A 22679-nucleotide genomic window follows, 5' to 3' on the forward strand; every position below is an offset into this window, starting at 1 on the left:
TCTAATCCTTGTGGTATAATGGTCAGATGTGAGGTGGTATCTATGACAATACGCTATCCGAACGGCAGGAAATATATACCCGTTCAAAGAAACGTAGCTCAAAAAAAAATCGATCTTTCTTTCAGTAATCGTGGTAAGTCGTTAGAGGATGAACTGAATGAAACCAATGAATACTATTTGAGTCGCGGTATTGCTGTCATTCATAAAAAACCTGTGCCCATACAAGTCGTAAACGTGAATTACCCTGCAAGAAGCGCCGCTGTCATCACAGAAGCTTACTTTCGGACACCGTCTACAACAGACTTTAACGGAGTGTGGCAAGGGAAGTATATCGATTTTGAAGCGAAGGAGACAAAAAGTCTAACCTCCTTCCCTTTACAAAATATCCATGACCACCAAGTGGTTCATATGAAATCTGTTGCGAAACAAAATGGAGTTGTATTTTTCATTATAAAGTTCACTTCGCTTGACCGATATTTTATCGTCCCCTATCATAATTTTGAAATGTATTGGGAGAGAATGCAGACAGGCGGTAGAAAATCAATCACACTTACAGAGTTTGAAACTATGGCGATAGAAGTTTTCCCTAGTTTCAACCCTAGAATCGAATATTTACAAGCGGTGTCGGATATTTTATCGTCACCTAACGAAGCTACTGAAAGGCAGGAAGAGATATGAGCGAAAATATAAATTCAAGAACTGCTAGACGAAAGAGCATGGAGGCAGAACGTACAAAAAAGAAAGATAAAAAGCCGAAACAAAAGAAGGGCATCTTTAAAAAGTTAATTCTTGCAGTTATTGCAGTCGGATTTGTCATACTCATCGGTGGTGCTGGCCTGTTCACTTTTTATGCAAGTTCGGCACCCGATTTAGATGAAAATCTTTTGAAGGACCCTCTATCATCTGAGATTTTGGATAAAAATGGTAATGTTATTTATAAGTCCGGAACAGAAAAAAGAGAATTTGTTCCTTATAGCGAAATTCCAAAAATTATGGAAGACGCCATTCTCGCTACGGAAGACGTTCGATTCTATTCCCACCACGGAATGGACTTTTGGCGACTTGGTGGAGCAGTCATTGCAAACTTCCGAAATGGATTCGGTTCACAAGGTGCAAGTACCCTGACACAACAGGTCATTAAGAACTCATTCCTATCCACAGAAAAAACCCTTAAAAGGAAAGCACAAGAAGCATGGCTTGCCAATAAACTTGAACGTAAATATGAAAAAGAAGAAATCTTTGAAATGTATTTCAATAAAATCCTAATGTCCGGAAATAATTATGGTTTTGGAACAGCTGCCAACTATTTTTATGGTAAAAAATTGAATGAACTTGAATTACACGAAGTCGCTATGTTAGCAGGGTTACCGCAAAGTCCAAACGGATACAATCCATACAAAAATCCAGAACGCGCCAAAAAACGCCGTGATATTGTACTTGGGCTAATGCACCAGCATGATAAGATTTCTAAAGAAGAAATGGAAGCGGCAATAGCAATTCCTGTAACAGGCACACTTCTTGCTGAAGAGAAAAGGAAAGCTAATGACAATACAAAATATGCTGCATTTGTCGATATTGTATTAACCGAACTGGAAGATGCAGGAATGCAAGACATACTTTCAGACGGTGTCACAATTCATACAACATTAGATGTGGAAGCTCAACAGGCTGTCGAAAATGCACTCAAATCAGACATCTTTGCTAATGACAAAATGCAAGGTGCGTTAACTGTCCTAGATACGAAAACTGGTGGAATCGTGGCAATTGGTGGAGGTCGAAATTTCTCAACAGGACTTTTAAACTTTGCCGCTGCTGAAAAACGTCAACCAGGTTCAGCTATAAAACCGATTATTGATTATGGTCCTGCAGTTGAATATTTGAATTGGTCTACTGGTCAGACTATGCATGATGAAGCATACAATTATAAAGACTCCAAACCTGTACAACCCGTTCGTAATGTGGATAGAAAATACAAGGGTACAATTACAATGCGTGAAGCGCTAGCTACTTCACGGAACGTCCCCGCAGTGAAAACCTATGAGGAAGTCGGTCGAAAGAAAGCAGTAGGTTTCGCGGCTAAACTCGGTTTGAATTTCAAAAATGAATTCCCTTCGAATGCGCTAGGAGGAACGGATGAGTTTTCTACAATTGAAATTGCGGGCGCTTATACCCCGTTCGGCAATGGTGGTATTTACACAAAGCCACATTCCATTAAAAAAATTGTTTATCGCGATGGTGTAACTAATCTTAACATGACTCCCGAACCTGTTGAAGTTATGAAAGATTCAACAGCTTATATGATTACAGATATCCTTCGAGACGTTTTCACTGGTAATGGTACTGGAAAACGAGCAGCCATCCAAGGGCTAGATGTAGCCGGTAAAACAGGTACAACAAACTTCTCGGACAAAGAAGGAGCACAAGATTCTTGGTTTGCGGGTTATACGACTGACTATACAATTGCAGTTTGGGGCGGTTATCAAGATCGTTCTGCAATGAAGAGTTTTGAAGGCGAACGATATGTCCCACAAGATTTGTTTAAACAAGTCATGTCATCCATATCTTCTGGGAAAAATACAGCACAATTTAAAAAACCCTCCTCCGTTGAAGAGGCTACAATTCAATATGGTTCAGATCCACTTATTCTAGCAAGTTCCTCCACACCATGGAACTTAAAACGGACGGAGTTATTCGTACGCGGGACTGTCCCTGTAGAAGTTGCTAGAGAAAAAATCATCGAATTGGAAGCGCCAAACAGTCTAACAGCTGAATATGACAGTGCCTCCAGTTCTATTAAATTGAACTGGGCCCATAATGCTTCTGACTTTGGCGAGGTAGAAGATAACGTCGAGTTTACCGTATTAGTAGGAGCAGATGGTGGGGATATGCAGGTAATGACAACAACCGGAGATACTTCTGTCACGTTCTCTGGCGCAGAGTCAGGCAGGAAATATACATTCTCTGTAATTGCCAAACTCGGTGACTTGCAAAGTGGCGCAGCATCTACTACAGTGCAAATCGAAGATGTTGTTGAAGACATACCTGAAGTGGATGAGGATGAAGTAGAAACTGAAAATCCTGACGGTGAAGAATGGAACAATGAGAATAACGAGAATAACGGAAATAACAATAATAACAATGGCAATAACGGGAATAACGGCAACAATAATGGAAATAACGGGAACAACAATAATGTAGATGGCACAGGCGATGGTTCTGTTATTGATGATGGAACGATCCCTGATCCAAATGTTGGTACAGAGGGTACAGAGGGCACAGAGGGCACAGAAGGCACAGAAGGCACAGAAGGCACAGAAGGCACATCTAACGATAGTAACCCATAATCAAAAATGTATCACACTTCTTTAAATGTGTTATTAGTCAATAGTGGAAATGCCATGAAATCCAGACAAAAAAACAGAACCTCAGATGCAAAACACATCTGAGGTTCTGTTTTTTATTTCTTTTGTATTGAAAGTCTTGCAGTTTTCTTTTTTGTTTCCGTAAAGAGCGCATCCAATTGAATATAAGCATAATGACTGGCTATTTTATCTTTTACAAACTCAAAACGTTCCTCACCATTCAAAGGTAAAAGTGTATAAACAACCTTTCCTTTACGGTCATCAAACTTACTTCCACCTAGCTCAAGCAAGATATTGTAATTCTCAATTGCCGACTCCATTAACTCTACGGCTTGATGATCTTTTTGTTGATAAAAAGTCTCTATTTCTTCACGAACTGTCTCCCATTTATCAAAATAGGGAGTTAGCAGCTCTTTGTCGATAGGGTTTACTTCACTCAGCATTCTCTTTCATCCTTTTCTTTCCTTCTCTGCATAACGGCAATAGCGGACAAACATTGCATCCAGGGTTTTGCGCCTTGCAGTGGTATCTACCAAAAAAAATTATTTGGTGATGCGTATCTGTCCATTTATTAATCGGAGTCCACCGCATAATTTTTTCTTCAACTGCAAGGGGCGAGTCTTTCCACCTATTCATTCCTAGTCGTTTCGCTACACGTTCAACATGTGTATCGACAGCAAGAGCAGGTATACCAAAAGCATTTGACACGACCACATTTGCTGTTTTACGACCCACTCCTGGAAGCGTCATCATGACATCCCTATTCGGGGGTACCTCCCCACCATAATTATCAATCAATAATTGGCTAAGTGCTTGAATATTTTTTGCCTTATTCCGGAATAATCCGATTGACCTGATATCCCCTTGCAGTTCCTCGACATCAACCGCAAGATAGTCCTCAGGTGTTTTATATTTTTTAAATAGTTCCGCCGTTACTCGATTCACTAAAACGTCCGTACATTGAGCAGATAGAAGCGTCGCTATTGTTAATTCAAAAGGATTGTCATGCACCAATTCACAGTGCGCGTCTGGAAACATTTCACCGAATTGCTCCAGACAAAATCCCCATTGTTTTTTCGTCAGCATGGTATCCCACCTAATCCCGTTCTTCCAGCCAATTATAGAATGGAACACGTTTTACCGAAACAGTTTTTTCATTTTGCTGAGATGGTCGCGGTCCTACAGTTCGGAAAGACTTTGTTTGACGTTCAACATCAGACATTGTTTTAACATTTTTCTTCTTCCACTCGAAAAGAATCCGATCGATATACCGCAGACTAAGTTTTTGAGCAATAACAGCTTCTTTTAATGCTGCACGGATAATTTCAACAGTATGGCCATCATCATCAAGCCACATCGTTATTGATTCGCATTCCATTGGTGACAAAAACCGTCCAAATTCTTGTTCAAATAGCGAAAAAATTTCTCCTTCTGCATTCTTATGGGTCTCTTCCTCAACCTCATTTGTCGCAAGCTCAATATGATCAACTAAACGATTCCAGAGTGGTAGCAAAGAGAATGTCTCATACAATACACCTTTTTGATCCTCATTTTGACCAATTTGGAGAAAACCGCGTTGCATCAGGCGTTGTAATACCATGGATACTTCGTTTTCAGACAAATCCATTCGACTAGTAAAATCTGTAGGTGTTGGGAAATGATTCCCTTCTGATTTATAAGCCGTCATATGCATGATTAGCATCGCGTCCAAATCTTTTATTCCAAGACTCTTATAATGGTGAAAAAAAAGCTGGGAAATGTTAACATTTCCCTGCTCAATCCAAATCCGGAGTCGTTCTTCGTGTTGCATGACCGAACCCCTCTCTTCTATTAAAATCAAAAAGTTTTAAGGGTACAATCTATTCAATAGACGTGGGAATGGAATCGTTTCGCGAACATGTTCCACACCTGAAATCCATGCGACTGTACGCTCAAGTCCAAGTCCAAATCCTGAATGTGGAACCGCTCCGTATTTACTAAGATCCAAATACCATTCATAAGCAGATTCATCAAGGTTGTGTTCTTTAATTCGTTGTTTCATCAGCTCATAGTCATAAATACGTTCAGATCCGCCAATAATTTCTCCATAACCTTCGGGAGCGATTAAATCAGCACACAAAACAACATCATCCCTTGTAGGATGCGGTTGCATGTAGAAGGGTTTAATGCCTATTGGGTAATGTGTGATGAATACAGGTGAATCATAACTTTCTGCAATTGCTGTTTCGTGTGGCGCTCCAAAGTCTTCTCCCCATTTAATATCATCAAATCCGTTTTCATTCAAAAATTTGATAGCATCATCGTATGAAATACGAGGGAATGGTGCTTGGATTTTTTCAAGTTTAGACAAATCGCGGCCTAGTCTTTCTAATTCAATTGCACAGTTTTGCAAAACTGATTGAATAACATGCGTCACATACTGTTCCTGTACTATCAAGCTTTCATCAAACTCGACAAAAGCCATTTCAGGTTCAATCATCCAAAACTCGATTAAGTGACGACGTGTTTTCGATTTTTCTGCACGGAATGTCGGACCGAATGAGAATACTTTTCCAAGTGCCATCGCTGCAGCTTCCATATACAGTTGACCTGATTGCGAAAGGTATGCATCTTCATCAAAATATTTTGTTTGGAACAATTCGGATGTGCCTTCTGGAGAAGAACCTGTCAATATCGGTGGATCTACTTTGACAAATCCGTTCATATGGAAAAACTCATATGTTGCACGAATGACTTCGTCACGAATTTTCATTACTGCATGCTGTTTACGTGAACGGAGCCATAAATGGCGGTGATCCATTAAAAATTCTGTACCATGCTCTTTCGGCGTGATTGGATAATCTACCGCTTCATGAATGACTTCAATATCTTTCACTTGTAGCTCATAGCCGAAAGTTGAACGCTCGTCCACAGTTACTTCTGCTGTAATATAAAGTGAACTTTCTTGTGTAATTGACTTTGCTCTAGCAAATAGATCCTCGCCAACCGCTTCTTTAACGACTACTCCCTGTACGAATCCAGAACCGTCACGAAGTTGCAGAAAAGCAATCTTCCCGCTAGAACGTTTGTTGGCTAGCCATCCACCAATACGAACTGTTTCGCCTGCATGGTTAGGCATTTCATGAATCATGATTGTTTTCATATTAACCTCCAAGAATTTAATCTCTAATCTTATTCTTTCCAGTTTACTTCTACAAATACACGAATTCGTCGAATCGCTTCTTCCAACAGTTCGATTGATGTTGCATAAGACAAGCGAATTGTATCAGGTGATCCAAAACCAGATCCCGGGATAACAGCGACATTTGCTTTCGTCAATAATGCCTCTGCAAATTCATCAACGTTAGCAAACCCTGTTTTATTAACCGCTTCAGATACTTCAGGTAGTAGATAGAAAGCACCTTGAGGTTTAATCACGTTAAATCCAGGAATTGCCGCTAATTGCGGGTAGACCCGTTCCATACGCGATTCAAAATCTGCACGCATTGTTTCTACTGTATCTTGAGGACCATTATAAGCCTCGATTGCAGCATATTGAGAAGTCGTCGTAGGATTCGATGTCGAGTGACTCGCTAAACTCGTCATGGCACTTACTACTACCTCATCCCCTGCGACGTAACCTATACGCCACCCTGTCATTGAGTGTGATTTCGAAACACCATTAATGAGAAGTGTACGACTTTTAGCATCATCAGAAAGTTGTGCTATTGAAATATGCTTTTCATCACCATAAATGAGTTTCTCATATATTTCATCCGAAATGATCCAGATATCTTTCTCTTTACATACTTCCGCAATTTGCAGCAATTCTTCTTTAGAATAAATCATACCTGTTGGATTCCCAGGTGAATTGATGATTACTGCCTTCGTTTTAGAAGAAATTGATTCTCGAATTTGTTCTGCGGTTACTTTAAACTGTGCCGCAGCTGTCCCTTCAATATGTACCGGAACTCCGCCTGCCAACTTTACCTGCTCGGGATAACTGACCCAATAAGGAGTTGGTATGATGACTTCATCACCTGGATCGAGTAAAACTTGGAACAGCGTATACAATACGTGTTTAGCGCCAATCCCAATCATGATTTCTTTCCCAGTATAGTTTAGCTGTTGGTCTTGCTTTAACTTCTGGATGATTGCATCTTTGAGCGCTGGTAACCCACCCGAGGGTGTGTACTTTGTTTTTCCATCTTTCATGGAAGTGTAAGCTGCCTCAATAATATTAGCTGGCGTATTGTAGTCCGGTTCTCCCGCACCAAGACCAATGACATCGATGCCTGAATCTTTCATTTCTTTCGCTTTCGCCGTAATGGCAAGCGTTGTTGATGGTGTAAGCGTATTTACCCTCGCTGCTAATGATTTCGTCAATTAAATCGCTCCTTTAGAGATTCAAAATGCGTTTCCACCATTGTCCGTTCTCAAAAAAGACATAGACATAATTCAGTTTATCGTTTTCACTTTTGAATACTACTTCCCAAACTGCATTGTCTCCTTCAATTCCAAGCGTGACATGAAGAATCTTTTTTACATCCAATTCTTCTTTTACGTTTGCGATTGCTTTTTCTGCTGTAATTCCTTCAGACAACTTGACTTCCTTATAGCGGTCTTTCAATTTCCCGTCGATGAAAACAGCTTTTTCCACCCCGTCTTTGTCTACACCAAACACAGTTACACTCGGAACAGTACCATTAAAGACAGTAGCTGAACTTGCAGAAACGAGTTGTCCCGATTGAACCGCGGATTCGATGGCTTTCTTTTCTGCTGATGAAAAAGGCTTATCAGCATTATAAAAAACAGTGACAGTTATGACGATTGTTAACATTAATAGGAAGACAATGATGAATTTTATCCAGTTCAACATATTACTTCACGTCCCGAACCTTTAAGAAATATTTTCTACTAATTACCTACCTAATCATTATAGCAATTTTCGAGTTCATTAACCATATGATCTAACGACACTTTTTTCACAGGCACGTCCGGAAAAGCTTCAAGGAATCGCTTACCATACTTTTTCGTTTCAATCCGTCTGTCCAATATAATGAAAAAACCTTTATCTGAAGATGATCGAATCAATCTCCCAAAGCCTTGACGGAGTCTCATAACCGCTTCCGGTAGTGCATGTTCCGTGAACGGGTTTAATCCAGCTTCAGTCATTCTGGCCGCTCGAGCTTTGTAGACAGGTTCTTCCGGTGATGAAAATGGAAGCCTTACAACAATCACCGCTGTTAGAGCATCCCCAGGTACGTCGACACCCTCCCAGAAACTATTGGTCCCGAAAAGGACAGAATTGTTGAACTGTCTGAAAGACTTCAAAAGCCTAATTCGACTCCCCGAACTTATCCCTTGTGCAAATAGCGCATAGCCTTCTAACTGTTCACTTTCTGTAATAAGTTCATATGTTTTTCTTAACATATCTTGAGATGTAAACAGAACAAATAGCCTTCCACCCGTTGCCATTACTGTCTGAATCACCGCATCTGTAACGGCTTCAACATAATCAGATTGACTGACATGCTGGATATCAGGCATGTCCTCAACAATGAATATTTCTGCACCTTCATAGAAATGGGCAGGCGCATCAAATGTTACAAGCGGAATCGAATCATCTATGCCAAGTTGCCTAGATATGAAACGGTCATTTCCGGGAACTCTAAGTGTACCTGAAGTCCATACAATTCCAGTCTGTTCATTTTTCATCCTATTGGTAAACTTTTGAATCAGCTGAGACCCATCCAATGAGCGTTTAATAACAGTTAGGCTTCCTGGAACACTTCGTAAATCTTTTTCCATCCAGACAGTGAAATCTTCCGTGTTGTAGTCAAGAAAAACTTCTACCCATTCACCGGCTTTGATAGTCAGTTCTTGTACCCAGAAATTCCATTCCGCTAGAATAGCCTGTTCATCACGCGTCAAATTATCTAAATGGTTCGATAAACCATGCGTGAAAGATTCAGCTTTTCTAATGTAATCAGACAATGCTATAGCAACTTTCGAAAAATGCGATTGATTATATTCCAATTCAGAGAGTGAATAAACGACTCTGTTTCCTTGATGTCTTTTACGTCTTGGAGGATTGAAACCAGTCAAAGTGGAAATCGCATGATCGAACAAAGTTAGGAATTTGATAAATGCGGAATCCAGCAACTCTTTATTGTGAAAGCCATCGGTTCCAAATTTGTTATTCAGCTTGTCAATTTGCTGCAACAATTGTCCGGATGTTTCTGAAGCAAGCTGTCCAAGAACATATTTCCAATTCGTGTACGAAAACACTGTTTCATTCATAAAGGTTGCAGCTTGTACAAATTGATGTGCTTCATCAACAACTACTCCGGCTAGTGAAATGAATATACTTTGTTCGCGATTCAAATCCGACAGCAACATTGCATGGTTTGTAATGATTAAATTCGAATGTTCGGACCCTTGGAGTAGTTTATAGTGATAATCAGCAATTTGTTCATCCCACGCAAGCTTATTCGTTCGCTTCCTAATTCGATCGACAAATAACTGTCCACCGCCAGAAACATTAATCTCTTGCAAATCACCTGTTACGGTTTCTGTAAGCCAGACAAGGATTTGCATTATTGTAAATGTCTCATCGTACGATTCGTCGGCAATTCTTAGAAGTTCCTCGAATTTACCAAGTGAGATGTACTGCTCTCTTCCTTTAAGTAATGTCGCTGTCACATTGCAATCAAGAATTAATTGTACTTTCTTGAGTTCCTCATCCATGATTTTATCAGCCAGATGATTCGTGTATGTGCTAATAACAACTGGCTTCCCTGTCCGTATTGAATGTATGGCTGCCGGTACTAGATAACCAATCGTCTTTCCAATCCCAGTCGGAACTTCTGCAATAATTTCAGTTTGTGTAGACAAGGTATCCCACACTTCATCCATAAATCCAATTTGAGAATCTCTATGTTCAAACTCTGGGTAAGCTTTTTTTAATTGCTCTATTTTTTTTTCATTGTCACCGGGATATACCGGATTTACAAAGTTCTCAGGTTGTTGCATCACCACATTGCGATAGGGTATACCACGGAAAAATGAAAACTCATTGCCTGTACTTTTCGTCCGTGCAATTTTGAGCGCTTCATGAAAAAGTGTCGAAAGATCAGATTTTAATCGAAATGATCTGCGATGTAAGAGATTTAGTGTATCCTCCGGCAATGCGAATAACTTTTTCATGCAGATTAGAAATAACTTCGCGGTTGCTTCTGCATCCTCATCAGCGCGATGTGCAGACGCCAATGGTATGCCTAGTTCTTCGGTAATATCCTGCAGTCTGTAACTCGGAGCGGATGGTATCAAGACTTTGGACAATTCTACTGTATCGATTTTCTTCCCTGTCCACATCGCGATTCCGCATCTTGCAAATTCGCTTTGAAGAAAGGATAGGTCGAAATCCGTATTATGCGCAACAAATACAGTTCCTTCCAATAGAGTGGCGACTTCAGCTGCAATTTCTTCAAAAGATGGTGCATCCTTCACATCTTCATCAGAAATCCCTGTCAAATTACGGATGAAAGCAGGGATTTTTTGTTCAGGGTTTATAAAGCTGACGTACTTATCGCCGATTTTTCCTTCTTTAATAAATACAACCGCGATTTGAATCATCCGATCCCCTTTTGCCGGTGAATGACCGGTTGTTTCTAAATCAACGACTGCATAGGTTTTATTGTGCATTCGATCATCAACTTCCTGTTTATCATACTAATGCAGATTGTATCACATTCCGGCTTTTAAGTTAGTTCAAATCACCAACAGATTGAAAAAAAATCATAAAAAGCTCATTTGAAATCAAGTAACTGATTTCAAATGAGCCCTATAGATTAGAGGGCCATACCCTGCTTTTCCCGAATAATTTCTTTTACCTTGTTTTTATCATCCATAATCAGAACTGTTGGCTCATGCGTACTTGCTTCTTCGTCTGACATATAAACATAGGACAGGATAATGACGATGTCACCGCGTTGTACAAGCCGTGCTGCCGCTCCGTTCACACAGATGACACCACTTCCGCGTTCCCCTGCAATAATATACGTTTCAAACCGTGCTCCATTATTGTTGTTAACTACATGTACTTTTTCATTTGGCAACATTCCTGCAATCTCTAGTAACTCACTGTCGATAGTTATACTGCCTACATAATTTAGATCTGCTTCTGTTACAGTTGCACGGTGTAATTTACTGTTCATCATCATTCTGAACATGACAACCATCCTTTGTTGACATAATAATATTATCTATCAATCTTGTATTTCCAAACTTTACTGCACAGGCAAGAATTGCCTCGTCTGCAGAGAGTTCATATTCTGTAAGTGCTGGGTAAGACAAAAGAGATATGTAATCCACGAGGCCAGAGCTATTGTTGACAATATATGCTTCCGTTATCCGTTCAATTTCATCATTCGGCACACCCTCTTTAAACAATGAAACAGCTTTTTCGAGTGCCTGCCAAATAACTGGGGCTTGCGCACGTTCCGTCGCAGTCAATTTAACATTTCTGGAACTTTTCGCGAGTCCATCCTGATCGCGGACGATTGGAACCCGAACTATCGATGTTCTTAAGTTAAAGTCCCGTACAAACGTCTCGATAATCGCAAGTTGCTGGGCGTCTTTCATACCAAAATAGGAACGGTCAGGGTCGACGATATTGAACAGCTTCAAGACGACTTTCAAAACGCCGTCAAAATGACCTGGACGAGATGCTCCGCACAATGTATTCGCCTGAGGACCTGGCAGAATTCGAATGCCGCCATCTTGTGGATACATTTCTTCCGGTGTAGGCATGAAAAGAATGTCCACGCCTGCCTTTTTTGCTAAACTAGCATCTCTTTCTGCATCACGGGGATATGCATCAAAGTCCTCCCCTGGACCAAACTGAGCAGGATTAACGAAAATGCTCATGACGACGATGTCATTTTGCCCTCTCGCCTGCTCCACGAGCGATAAGTGACCGTCATGCAAAAAACCCATCGTCGGTACAAAACCGACTGTAGAGCCAGAACGTGCATTACGATCAATCAAACTTTGTAATTCAGATATCGTTCGAACAACATTCATTTCATTTGTCACCTCCACTGCCACCATACAATGCAACCAATTCTTCTTCCTCCATCGTAAAACGATGTTGTTCCGAAGGGAATGAACCATCTTTTACTGATGTCACGTACTTGTTCAATCCGTCACGAATAACCGTTCCGGCATCTGCATACGTTTCCACGAATTTAGGGACATGGTGACTTCCGTATTTAATAGTATCATGGAATACAAGTACCTGACCGTCTGTTCCTGCTCCAGCACCAATGCCGATTACTGGGATTGAAACAGCGGCTGAAACTTCCTCACCAAGCTGATAGGGAATACATTCCAATACAATCATGAATGCTCCAGCTTCTTCACATGCACGGGCGTCATCGATAAGCTTTTTCGCGGCTTCAGCCGTTTTCCCTTGCACTTTATAACCTCCGACAACCGATGCAGATTGTGGCAACAAGCCTAGATGTGCAACAATTGGAATTCCTGTTCCAGTGAGCAACCGAATCGTTTCAATTACGTTTCCTGCACCTTCAAGCTTTAATGCATTTGCATTTGTTTGTTGGAAAATCCGGACCGCTTCTGTTAACGTACTGTCCGCAGAGCCATGATACGTCCCAAATGGCATATCAACAACGATGAAGGTATCCTTTGCCCCCCTCCTAGTTGCCTTGCCATGGTGAATCATATCCTCTGTTGTTACAGCGATGGTTGAATCATAGCCAAGTACAACCATTCCGAGTGAATCACCAACAAGAATAATATCGACTCCCGCCTCTTCCGCAAGCTTTGCTGACGGGTAATCGTATGCCGTCAACATGACAATCTTTTCACTGGTCTTTTTCATTTTAATAAAATTTAGTGTACTCTTCATTTTACTATTCCCCTCTCTTTTGAGAAGAAACCGGATATAAAAACCCCTCTGTGCCAAAAATGGACAGAAGGGTTGTATCATCATGTGATGGTTTCCTCCGTCCCTGTCTTTTCATTAAGATCAAGGCAGATCATATTGAACTTTAGGTATTCGTATTTCAAAAGTGGTGCAGCTCACAATAGATACCGCCCTTTGGATTTACTATAACAAATTGAAAGTTCAATGTATACCTATCACTTTGTGATTTCAATATCTGCTGAATAGATTCCTCGAATTGTACCGTCACTGAGCTTCAATTCTAAGACCCCATCATCCGATATCCCAAGTGCAGTACCTACAATTGTTTCATTCAACATGACAGCTCGTATCTGTTTCCCCGTTGTGTTCGAATAGCCTTCCCATAACAGCTTGATTGGTCCAAAACCGTGTTTAACATACAAGTCTGTGTAGAGTTCGAGAAATCCGAGGGTTTTTGCAATAAGTTGCGCTCGGTCGACCGACTTACCGGTAACTATTTTAAGGGATGTCGCAATGTCTTGCAGTTCTTCCGGAAAATCCGTTTTTTCTTGGTTCACATTCATACCGATTCCTAGAATAACTGCTTTTACTTGATCAGGGTCCGCCTGAAGTTCAGTTAATATTCCAGTCACTTTTTTACCGTTGATCAAAATGTCATTCGGCCATTTAATATCTGGATCGATTCCTGTCATTTCTTGAATGGCTCGCGTAACTGCAACCGCCGCAACTAACGTCATCTGTGGCGCTTGTTGCGGCGTTAATGTCGGCCTGGTAATTACACTCATCCAGATACCTTTGCCCGCTGTAGAGTTCCACGGACGAGCCATTCGGCCTCTCCCAGCAGTCTGTTCTTCAGATATAACAACAGTTCCATTAAGTGCACCATTCTGTTCTTCATCATGTGCAATGAATTGTGTCGATTTACACGTATCAAAGTAATGGATGTGTCGACCAAAACTTTTAGTATTCAAATGTTTTTGTACATTTGCTTCGTTCACCCGGTCTGGTGAGTTGATGAGATAATAACCTTTTTTTCGAATTGTCCCTATTTCGTAACCTTCTATTTCAAGTTCTTTTACATATTTCCAGATGGCGGTCCTCGATAACCCGAACTGGTCGGCAATCTCTTGTCCAGAAACGGGTTCACCTTCTGCGTCAAACAACCTTTTTAACAATTCATTTTTTACCAGTGAATTCATTTAGAAACCATTCCTTTATGTCATTGGGCTCATTTTCAAGTGAACCGTGTAGGACAGCTTTTTCAATCTTCCCAATCCATTCACCAAGCCATCTGCCTCCTGATTGATTTGTCCATTCCATCAGTTTTTGACCATCGACAGCAAGAGCTTTTATTGACTGAATTGGTAGCGATTCTTTCATTCGTTTAATTTCTGTAGCCAAAATTGTTTCTTGGTGAGTATGGAACGTCGAAAAAATCTTTTCCGTCGTTAAAAGGACTGACAAATCATTTAAGTAATAGTCGTCAACAGTAAATTGTCGATTTAGTCGATTTGCGTATACATCATTTACTGAACTAAGGAACATCCTATCAACGTTCGACAATTTATATGCTTTTACGATTTCTGATGGTGAGAAGTTGCCCGCAACCATAAAGCAAGCCCAGCCTTCACTCGGCGTTTCAAAAGGTGCAGTCTTATTTAGTTTCTCTATGTCTGTCGGAAATAATGGTAAATGTGAAGCTATCCCTGTTTCTTGTATGCATAGAAAAGCTTTTATCGGATAATTGCCGGAAAATAATTTATCCATTTCAGATTTTAACCGTTCTACAGAAATGTATCGAATCTGTTCAGCATTGAGACGGATTGCTTCAAATGTCTTTTCTTCGATTTCAAAATCTAGGACAGCAGTGAATCGAATTGCTCTGAACATCCGAAGCGCGTCCTCTTTAAATCGATCTGCAGCATTTCCTACGGCCCGGATAATTCGTTTCGTCATATCCGCTTTGCCACCGAAGAGATCAATCAGTTCTCCATCAATTGTCATTGCGAGTGCATTCATCGTGAAATCTCGGCGCCGTAAATCTTCCGCTAAAGATTTTACGAAACGTACTTCATCAGGGCGGCGATGGTCTGTATATAAGCCTTCTGTCCGGTATGTCGTTACTTCTATAGGTTCACCTTTCATCAGCACAAGCACAGTTCCATGTTTGGTCCCTATATCTACGGTCATCGGAAATACTGCTCTCACTTCTGCAGGTTCAGCAGAAGTAGCAATGTCGATATCTGTTGGATTTTTACCTAACAAAGAATCGCGCACTGCGCCTCCAACAAAAACAGCTTCATATCCCGCACTTACAAGTGAAAGAATAACCTCACGGCTAGGTGCAGATCCGAAATTAACTGTCATCTATTTCCCGCCACTTCATAATAAAGATTTTCGTACTGGTCGACAATTGTGGATGAATGGAACTTATCAGATGCAGTAGCCAAACCATTTTCTCTGAAAGTTGCATGCAATTCTCTGTCTTTCAATAACATGAGCGCTTTTTCAACCGCTGCATGCCTGTCTCCTACTTTTACAATAAAGCCATTGATACCATCATTAATTACTTCTGGAATTCCACCCGTATCTGTTGCGATAGATGGAACTCCACAAGCAAGTGCCTCCAATAGTACAAGACCGAAAGCTTCCTTTTCCGATAAATGGAACATTAAATCACTGATTGCCAATAGCTCAGGTAAATCATCCCTTTTTCCAGTGAATATAACATTTCCCTGTAAACCTAACTCCATCACAAGCTTTTCCATATCAATTCGCTCGGGTCCATCCCCGACCAAAATCAGTTTTACGTCAATCTCTGTCATTATTTCCTTAAAACTGTGTATAATATCGGGAATCCGTTTGATTTTCCGGAAATTTGAAATATGGATAATAACTTTTTCTTCTGGTTTGATTCCCAAGTCAATTTTCAAAGCCCCGGGATCCAATGGCCGATACTTGTTTTCATCGATGAAATTATATATTGTCATCAAATCTCTTTTCGGTTTGATTAATTCTAAGGTCTCAAGGCGGAGAGACTCAGAAACTGTGGTTGTAATTGTTGATTTATCAATTCCATAACGAACTGTATTCTTAAGTCCTGGATCATGGCCAAGAATCGTTACGTCTGTTCCATGTAGTGTTGTAATAACACCAATTGTGGAATTTGCCATATCTTTGCCGAGTGCCGCAGATATAGCATGGGGTACAGCATAATGAACATGCAGAAGATCTAGTTTTTCTGTTTCAATCACCTCTGCAATGCGGTTGGCCAGCGCAATATCGTAGGGAGGATATTTAAATACCGAATAGCCATCAATTGTAACTTCATGAAATTGAATATTAGGATGTGCGTCCAGAAAACGGAATGGTTTGCTGGATGTAATATAATGCATTTCGTGGCCTCGTTCCGCCATCATTTTACCGAGTTCAGTCGCGACTACTCCGGAACCCCCGAGGGATGGATAGCAGATGACACCTACTTTCAATTTTTTCAATCACAGCACCCCTTCCGATTTACAGTTATATATTTCTAGTATTAATCGATAAAATTCTCTAGTCCATAGACAAGGTCTTTTCGTTCCATGACATTGTGTATGGCCATAAGAATTCCTGGCATGAAGGAATTCCTATTGAATGAATCATGGCGGATACTAAGCAATTCGCCGTCTCCGCCGAGCAATACTTCCTGATGTGCAAGTAACCCGGGTAGTCGTATGCTATGTATCTTCATGCCTTTTATATCTGCACCGCGTGCACCGGCTTGATGTTCTTTTTCATCAGGGTGTCCTTGTATATGTTCTTCTCTGACCGCGTTAATCATTTCGGCAGTTTTCACTGCAGTTCCTGAAGGAGCGTCGACTTTTTTATCATGGTGCATTTCTAGGATTTCGACATCACCCAAGTAACGTGCTGCTATTGCCGAAAACTTCATCATAAGCACGGCTCCAATAGAAAAGTTCGGGGCAATAATGCCTCCCGTCTGATTGTTGGCTGCCAACTCTGTTAAAAGGGCAATATTATCCTTAGAGAGTCCGGATGTGCCGACGACTGGTCGGATTCCTAGGGTTATTGCATCATGAACATTTTTAAAAACAGCTTCCGGATCAGTAACATCTAAGAGTACATCAGGCTTATTCGTATTTGCCAATCCTTCAAGAGAAGTATAAATTGGAATACCTCCCGGCTCTTCATTTACATCAGTTCCATGTAAAAATTGTCCATCGTACTTATAATCCAGAATAGCAATGACTTCCATATTAGGCGTATTCATAATTGATACTAATGCTGCGCTACCTAAACGGCCGCGTGCCCCAGCGATTGCAACTTTTATCGTCAAATCATTTCCTCCTTTTTGGTCCAGCGATCGGCGTCCCGTTTCTTGAATTTTTCGAGAACATCCGTAAGTGCTTTTTCTAAACTGATTCCTTGTGAATTAGCGAAGCAAATTAGAACAAACAACAAATCTCCAGTTTCTTCTTCAAGTGACTTTACCGCTTCAGTGGATTTTTTCTTTTTCATGCCGTATACATGCTGCACTTCTCGCGATAATTCTCCAAGCTCTTCAGTCATCCGAGCAACTAGTTCCATCGGTGGGAAGTAACCTTCTTCAAAGCTATTAATGTACAGATCCACTTCTTGTTGTAAGTTCTCCATTGTTTGTGATTGTTCCATTTGCGTCAACTCCCACTACCATCGTATTAATTAATAACAGTATTGTCAAAATAAAAATTATAGACGATAATAACCCTAGCGTTTTAAAAAGGAAGGTGTGCACGAAATGTTTCAAGGAATTAAGTTCAAAAATATCTTTTTCATCATTCTCGGTTCTGCAATTTTCAGCTTCGGACTCGTTCACTTCAACATTCAAAATGAACTTGCTGAGGGAGGATTCACTGGGATTACACTGATTCTACTGTTCGCTTTCGATTGGGATCCCGCAATAATGAATCTTCTCCTGAATATTCCAATGTTCATTATCGGATGGAAATTGTTAGGTAAAAAAGTATTTATTTATACGGTTATTGGAACTTTCGCAGTGTCGATTTTCCTGAAAGTTTTCATGATTTATCAGATTGATATCCATTTAAAAGATGATATGTTCCTGGTTTCCCTGTTCGCAGGCGTGTTTATCGGTGTCGGACTCGGAATCATCTTTAGGAATGGAGGTACAACAGGTGGTGTTGATATTATCGCACGTCTCGCCCATAAATACATTGGTTGGAGTATGGGAAAGACAATGTTTTTATTCGACGCGCTTGTCATTTTGGTTTCTTGGGCCGTTTATCTCGACCATCGCTCGATGATGTATACGCTCGTTGCACTATTTGTTGGTTCCAGAGTCATTGACTTTGTTCAAGAAGGTGCCTATGCAGCTAGAGGGGCATTCATTATTTCTGAATTACAAGATGAAATCGCTACAAAAATTACAGCGGATATGGATCGCGGTGTCACTGTTTTTAGAGGTTACGGTCATTTTACAAAGTCCGATAGAGAAATTCTTTATTGTGTTGTTGGAAAAAATGAACTTGTTCGTTTAAAAAACATTATTACATCCGTGGATCCACACGCATTTGTTTCTCTAACCGATGTTCACGATGTCATGGGCGAAGGTTTTACGCTAGATGAACAAAAACGCCCTCTAGAGCGCTAGATTGGCGGTGTGATGGTACTAACCACATCGCGCTGCCTACTGAAACGTCAGACATTAAGCCAAGAAGAAAAATCTACATTATAGGAATCTCTCACGGTGCTATATTTAATGGTTTCTATTAAAGCAAAAAGTCCGTCCCCCGAAAAACGAGGGACGGACTTTTTATGATTAATCTCTGTTCGTAAAGATTAAGAGTAAACGCACCAATTCCATTACTGCAACCGCTGTTGCTGCAACATATGTCATCGCTGCTGCACTCAACACTTTTTTCGCATGTCCTTCTTCTTCATTACGGATGATGCCAAGAGAGACAACCTCATTCATGGCACGGGATGAGGCATTGAATTCCACTGGCAATGTAACAACTTGAAACAGTACTCCGACTGCCAACAGGGCAATACCAATTCCAAGCATGGAATTCATGCTCGAGAAAAACAAACCAATCATAATGAAAACCCATGACGCATTTGAAGTAATATTTGCAACTGGTGCTAAACGGTGACGAAAACGTAGAAATGCATACGCTTCCTTATCCTGTATAGCATGGCCTACTTCGTGGGCAGCAATTGCTGTTCCCGCTACAGATGCTTCATCGAAATTATGTGGTGACAACGCTACGATTTTCGTTAGTGGGTTATAATGGTCACTCAAAAACCCATTTGTCTTAACGACTTGCACGTCCTGCAAACCATTATTATCAAGAATAAGTCGGGCAACTTCTGCACCTGTCATTCCTGAAGTTGAACGTATTTTAGAATATTTTTTGTATGTTCTCTTCACTTTGAATTGGGCATAAAGAGGCAATAAAATTATTGCACCTAGGTAAATCCAAAACATAATCAGCTTCCTCCCCTATTTCTCTGTAAGTTCTATTCTATAATGAACTCACTTCAACCGCAACTGATTGCAATTACCATATGACAGCTTTTGTCCTGTTCTTCCACAACCCAAAAGCAAGCATAATACAGGAAATGGATAGCCAGAATGTAAAATAACCGATGTGTTCCATATGTTTCATTAGGTCGTGGTAAATCGGCATCTGTCCATACACATAATCAATGACATCATTATGGAGTGTCCAAATAGCCGCAATCGCAATATGGACGAAAGAAAATCTATACAAAGGACTGTATAACACACCTTGAACTGCCATTCCAAAATGTGATGCAATGAGCATCCAGCCCATCAAGCCAATTTCGCCTGTCTCGATTAGCGTCAGGATATTCATGACAACCGCCCAAAGTCCATATTTAACGAGTGTTATTAGTGCAAGTGCTTCAATGAGTTTAAAATTCCTTCCGATAAGCCAGCCGAAGATTGCAAGTGTGAAAAACAAGCTTGCAGTTGGACTGTCCGGTACGAAAACCCAGAACTTCGGCTCCGTTATTTCTAGTTGCCACATATACCAATCATATCCAAAAACTGTGCCAAGTAAGTTTATAAAGAACAGTATCCAAAGAAATGATTTATGAGATAGAACGAGCCAAATTTTCTGTAGTATTAACCTCATAGGTACCTCTCCCAAATTACTTATTATATATAGAAAAAAAGAGTCAGTTTCCTGACTCTTTTACATTACTCGCTTTTCAAGCCTGAAATAAATTCGGCAAGTACTTGCAAATCTTCATCTGAGCCTTCCCAAGTTCCAGGAGGCATATCTCCAACACCATCATGAGCGATATCGATAACTTCCTCAGTAGAAAGACCGGTATTTACTAACGGCTTACCTAATCCACCTTGGAATGCATCCCCGTGACAACCGATACAGGATGCTCCAGCGTAAATCTGATAACCTTCTGATTCAGTGTCAAATTCTACTTCCTCAACAATCGCACCTTGTATTTTTTGCTTTTCCCAGTCATGGTTCACATATGATTCCCAAGTCAAATAGAACAAAGCTGCAAATGACAGAAGCATAAATGCTGTTGGAAGAGGGCGTTTAAATGGACGTCGTTCCTTCGTCGTATCCATAAATGGTACAAGCATCAATGCGCCGAACGCAAGTCCTGGCATAACAATTGCACCGATTACATTAAATGGTCCAGAAGCAAATTGATACTTCAATAATTGGTACATTGAAAGGAAGTACCAGTCCGGAACCGGCATGTACATTGTATCCGTTGGATCCGCTTGACGTTCAAGCGGGGACGGGTGAGCAACTGTCAATATTAAATACCCGATAAGGAAAACAGCACCAATCAGCCATTCTTTCAATAGGAAGTTAGGCCAAAAAGCTTCTGTTTTACCCGGATACTCTGAGTAATCCTTCGGGACGTTCGGCATTTTGTTAGTAGCCTTAATGCGCGAATCTCCGACAAATTTCATCCCTTTTCCGCGATGCATAATGTCCCCTCCTTTTTAAAATCATTGGACCCTGTTGTATTTTATAGAGGTCCTGAAATACCTTGTCTTCTGATCATGATAAAGTGTGCTGCAAGCAACCCAAGCAAAGCAGCTGGTAAGAAGAATACATGAATCGCGAAGAAACGTGTTAATGTTTGTGCACCGAGAATCGTCGTGTCTCCAGCAAGAAGTACTTTAATCGATTCACCGATGAACGGGACTGAAGCTGCAATTTCAATTCCTACTTTCGTAGCGAACAGTGCTTTCATATCCCATGGCAGTAGATATCCTGTGAACCCTAGGCCAAGCATGACCATAAAGATCAAGACTCCGACAACCCAGTTCAGTTCACGTGGTTTCTTATAAGACCCTGTAAAGAATACACGCAGCGTATGTAGGAACATCATAACGATAACAAGCGACGCTCCCCAGTGGTGCATACCACGCACAATTTCACCGAATGCTACTTCATTTTGAAGGTAATAAACGGATTTCCATGCATTTTCAATGTCCGGTGTGTAATACATTGTAAGGAACATGCCAGAAAGAATCTGGATGACAGTAATAAAAAATGTCAGTCCTCCGAAACAATAGATGAATGCAGAAAAGTGATGTGCAGGGTTTACGTGCTCAGGTACTTCATGGTCAGCGATATCGCGCCAAATCGGGGTGATATCCAACCGTTCGTCAACCCAATCATAAATTTTATTTAGCACTTCGGTCGTACCCCCTTACATTTTTAAACTAATGTGTTCGGTTTTGTTTTTCCGAGATACACGAAACCGTCTTCGATTTTAACGTCAAATACGTCAAGTGGCCCGAGCGGTGGCGTTCCTTGTACATTGTCACCATTTTTCATATAACGTCCTGCGTGGCATGGACAGAAAAATTTGTCTGGATGCTTTTCATCGCCGCCCCAGTTCACTGTACAACCAAGGTGTTTACAAACAGGAGAAAGCGCGATGACCGTATCGCCTTCTTTATAAACCCAGGCAGCGTTTGCTACGTCAGATGTATACCAGGCATCTTTTCGATCTTTAATAGTAAAATCGACACGAACTGGTACTTCCGTTAGCTCGTCCACTTTTTGCGGAGTCGGGATGAAATCTCCTTCATCTGTCTTCTGCAACACTGGATCAATTGCAAAACGGACCATTGGCATTAACATTCCAGAAGCCATGAATCCACCAACACCCATAAGTGTATAACTCATGAATTGGCGTCTTGACACTTTCTTGCTCATCATTTTCCCTCCTCTTACTTAAAGGTCAGTCCAACGGACATTCTATTGCTAATTGTAATACTAGGACATATCTATGATATATCAATACTAAAGGAAATTCAATCATGCATTCTGAATAGAATTAAGTTTGTGAACAAATATCGAATT

At 40.7% G+C, this 22679-nt stretch carries 23 protein-coding genes; 3 read left to right on the forward strand and 20 right to left on the reverse strand.

Going from position 1 to position 22679, the window contains the following annotated elements:
• The first annotated feature begins 42 nt into the window (after window positions 1-42).
• Window positions 43-678 (forward strand): Holliday junction resolvase RecU, encoded by a 636-nt coding sequence (recU, locus tag AC1TO4_RS04980; RefSeq protein ID WP_482101850.1) that lies wholly within the window; start codon window positions 43-45, stop codon window positions 676-678.
• The gene (locus AC1TO4_RS04985; protein WP_482104423.1) at window positions 675-3344 is read left to right on the forward strand and encodes a PBP1A family penicillin-binding protein; all 2670 of its coding nucleotides are present in this window, start codon (window positions 675-677) and stop codon (window positions 3342-3344) included. Before recU ends, AC1TO4_RS04985 begins: the two co-directional genes overlap by 4 nt.
• Before the next feature lie 113 nt (window positions 3345-3457).
• On the opposite strand, the gene AC1TO4_RS04990 is transcribed toward AC1TO4_RS04985, so the two are convergent.
• From AC1TO4_RS04990 to AC1TO4_RS05060, 15 genes are all read right to left on the reverse strand, one after another.
• Window positions 3458-3805: a YpoC family protein gene (locus AC1TO4_RS04990; RefSeq protein WP_482104424.1), complete on the reverse strand. Its 348-nt coding sequence runs from the start codon at window positions 3803-3805 to the stop codon at window positions 3458-3460.
• The gene (nth, locus tag AC1TO4_RS04995; protein WP_482101853.1) at window positions 3795-4448 is read right to left on the reverse strand and encodes an endonuclease III; all 654 of its coding nucleotides are present in this window, start codon (window positions 4446-4448) and stop codon (window positions 3795-3797) included. Before nth ends, AC1TO4_RS04990 begins: the two co-directional genes overlap by 11 nt.
• A 10-nt stretch (window positions 4449-4458) precedes the next feature.
• Window positions 4459-5172 carry a DnaD domain-containing protein gene (locus tag AC1TO4_RS05000; protein WP_482101854.1) on the reverse strand — a complete coding sequence of 238 codons (714 nt, stop codon included), beginning with the start codon at window positions 5170-5172 and terminating at the stop codon, window positions 4459-4461.
• A 36-nt stretch (window positions 5173-5208) separates the two neighbouring features.
• On the reverse strand, window positions 5209-6504 hold the full coding sequence (asnS, locus tag AC1TO4_RS05005) for an asparagine--tRNA ligase (protein WP_482104425.1): 1296 nt from the start codon (window positions 6502-6504) through the stop codon (window positions 5209-5211).
• Window positions 6505-6533: 29 nt separating this feature from the next.
• On the reverse strand, window positions 6534-7727 hold the full coding sequence (locus AC1TO4_RS05010; protein WP_482104426.1) for a pyridoxal phosphate-dependent aminotransferase: 1194 nt from the start codon (window positions 7725-7727) through the stop codon (window positions 6534-6536).
• A gap of 13 nt (window positions 7728-7740) precedes the next feature.
• Window positions 7741-8220 (reverse strand): cell wall elongation regulator TseB-like domain-containing protein, encoded by a 480-nt coding sequence (locus AC1TO4_RS05015; RefSeq protein ID WP_482104427.1) that lies wholly within the window; start codon window positions 8218-8220, stop codon window positions 7741-7743.
• A 50-nt stretch (window positions 8221-8270) separates the two neighbouring features.
• Window positions 8271-11048, reverse strand: coding sequence for an ATP-dependent DNA helicase DinG (dinG, locus tag AC1TO4_RS05020; RefSeq protein ID WP_482104428.1), 2778 nt, complete (start codon window positions 11046-11048; stop codon window positions 8271-8273).
• A 146-nt stretch (window positions 11049-11194) separates the two neighbouring features.
• Window positions 11195-11575, reverse strand: a complete 381-nt coding sequence (panD, locus tag AC1TO4_RS05025) for an aspartate 1-decarboxylase (protein ID WP_482101859.1) — start codon at window positions 11573-11575, stop codon at window positions 11195-11197.
• Complete coding sequence (gene panC / locus AC1TO4_RS05030; protein WP_482104651.1) at window positions 11550-12428, reverse strand: pantoate--beta-alanine ligase; 879 nt, start codon at window positions 12426-12428, stop codon at window positions 11550-11552. Before panC ends, panD begins: the two co-directional genes overlap by 26 nt.
• Window position 12429: 1 nt before the next feature.
• On the reverse strand, window positions 12430-13275 hold the full coding sequence (panB, locus tag AC1TO4_RS05035) for a 3-methyl-2-oxobutanoate hydroxymethyltransferase (RefSeq protein WP_482104429.1): 846 nt from the start codon (window positions 13273-13275) through the stop codon (window positions 12430-12432).
• 233 nt (window positions 13276-13508) lie between these two features.
• Window positions 13509-14492 carry a biotin--[acetyl-CoA-carboxylase] ligase gene (locus AC1TO4_RS05040; RefSeq protein ID WP_482101861.1) on the reverse strand — a complete coding sequence of 328 codons (984 nt, stop codon included), beginning with the start codon at window positions 14490-14492 and terminating at the stop codon, window positions 13509-13511.
• Window positions 14470-15660: a CCA tRNA nucleotidyltransferase gene (locus AC1TO4_RS05045; protein WP_482104430.1), complete on the reverse strand. Its 1191-nt coding sequence runs from the start codon at window positions 15658-15660 to the stop codon at window positions 14470-14472. Before AC1TO4_RS05045 ends, AC1TO4_RS05040 begins: the two co-directional genes overlap by 23 nt.
• Window positions 15657-16790 carry an N-acetyl-alpha-D-glucosaminyl L-malate synthase BshA gene (bshA, locus tag AC1TO4_RS05050; protein WP_482104431.1) on the reverse strand — a complete coding sequence of 378 codons (1134 nt, stop codon included), beginning with the start codon at window positions 16788-16790 and terminating at the stop codon, window positions 15657-15659. Before bshA ends, AC1TO4_RS05045 begins: the two co-directional genes overlap by 4 nt.
• Window positions 16791-16831: 41 nt before the next feature.
• Entirely contained in the window at window positions 16832-17632 is an 801-nt protein-coding gene (dapB, locus tag AC1TO4_RS05055) for a 4-hydroxy-tetrahydrodipicolinate reductase (RefSeq protein WP_482104432.1), read from the reverse strand.
• Window positions 17629-17967, reverse strand: coding sequence for a nucleotide pyrophosphohydrolase (locus AC1TO4_RS05060; protein WP_482101865.1), 339 nt, complete (start codon window positions 17965-17967; stop codon window positions 17629-17631). The genes dapB and AC1TO4_RS05060 overlap by 4 nt, the downstream gene beginning before the upstream one ends.
• A 106-nt stretch (window positions 17968-18073) precedes the next feature.
• On the opposite strand from AC1TO4_RS05060, the gene AC1TO4_RS05065 reads away from it, so the two are divergent.
• The gene (locus AC1TO4_RS05065; protein WP_482104433.1) at window positions 18074-18946 is read left to right on the forward strand and encodes a YitT family protein; all 873 of its coding nucleotides are present in this window, start codon (window positions 18074-18076) and stop codon (window positions 18944-18946) included.
• 168 nt (window positions 18947-19114) lie between these two features.
• On the opposite strand, the gene AC1TO4_RS05070 is transcribed toward AC1TO4_RS05065, so the two are convergent.
• From AC1TO4_RS05070 to AC1TO4_RS05090, 5 genes are all read right to left on the reverse strand, one after another.
• The gene (locus AC1TO4_RS05070) at window positions 19115-19783 is read right to left on the reverse strand and encodes a zinc metallopeptidase (RefSeq protein ID WP_482101867.1); all 669 of its coding nucleotides are present in this window, start codon (window positions 19781-19783) and stop codon (window positions 19115-19117) included.
• A 73-nt stretch (window positions 19784-19856) separates the two neighbouring features.
• Complete coding sequence (lhaT, locus tag AC1TO4_RS05075) at window positions 19857-20456, reverse strand: lipoprotein heptaprenylglyceryl N-acetyltransferase LhaT (protein WP_482101868.1); 600 nt, start codon at window positions 20454-20456, stop codon at window positions 19857-19859.
• A 65-nt stretch (window positions 20457-20521) separates the two neighbouring features.
• Window positions 20522-21289 (reverse strand): c-type cytochrome, encoded by a 768-nt coding sequence (locus tag AC1TO4_RS05080; RefSeq protein WP_482104434.1) that lies wholly within the window; start codon window positions 21287-21289, stop codon window positions 20522-20524.
• Window positions 21290-21330: 41 nt separating this feature from the next.
• Window positions 21331-22005, reverse strand: a complete 675-nt coding sequence (gene qcrB, locus AC1TO4_RS05085) for a menaquinol-cytochrome c reductase cytochrome b subunit (protein WP_149579895.1) — start codon at window positions 22003-22005, stop codon at window positions 21331-21333.
• A 23-nt stretch (window positions 22006-22028) separates the two neighbouring features.
• On the reverse strand, window positions 22029-22535 hold the full coding sequence (locus AC1TO4_RS05090) for a QcrA and Rieske domain-containing protein (RefSeq protein ID WP_482104435.1): 507 nt from the start codon (window positions 22533-22535) through the stop codon (window positions 22029-22031).
• Window positions 22536-22679: the final 144 nt, after the last annotated feature.

It is taken from the genome of Sporosarcina sp. Y838, assembly GCF_056786515.1.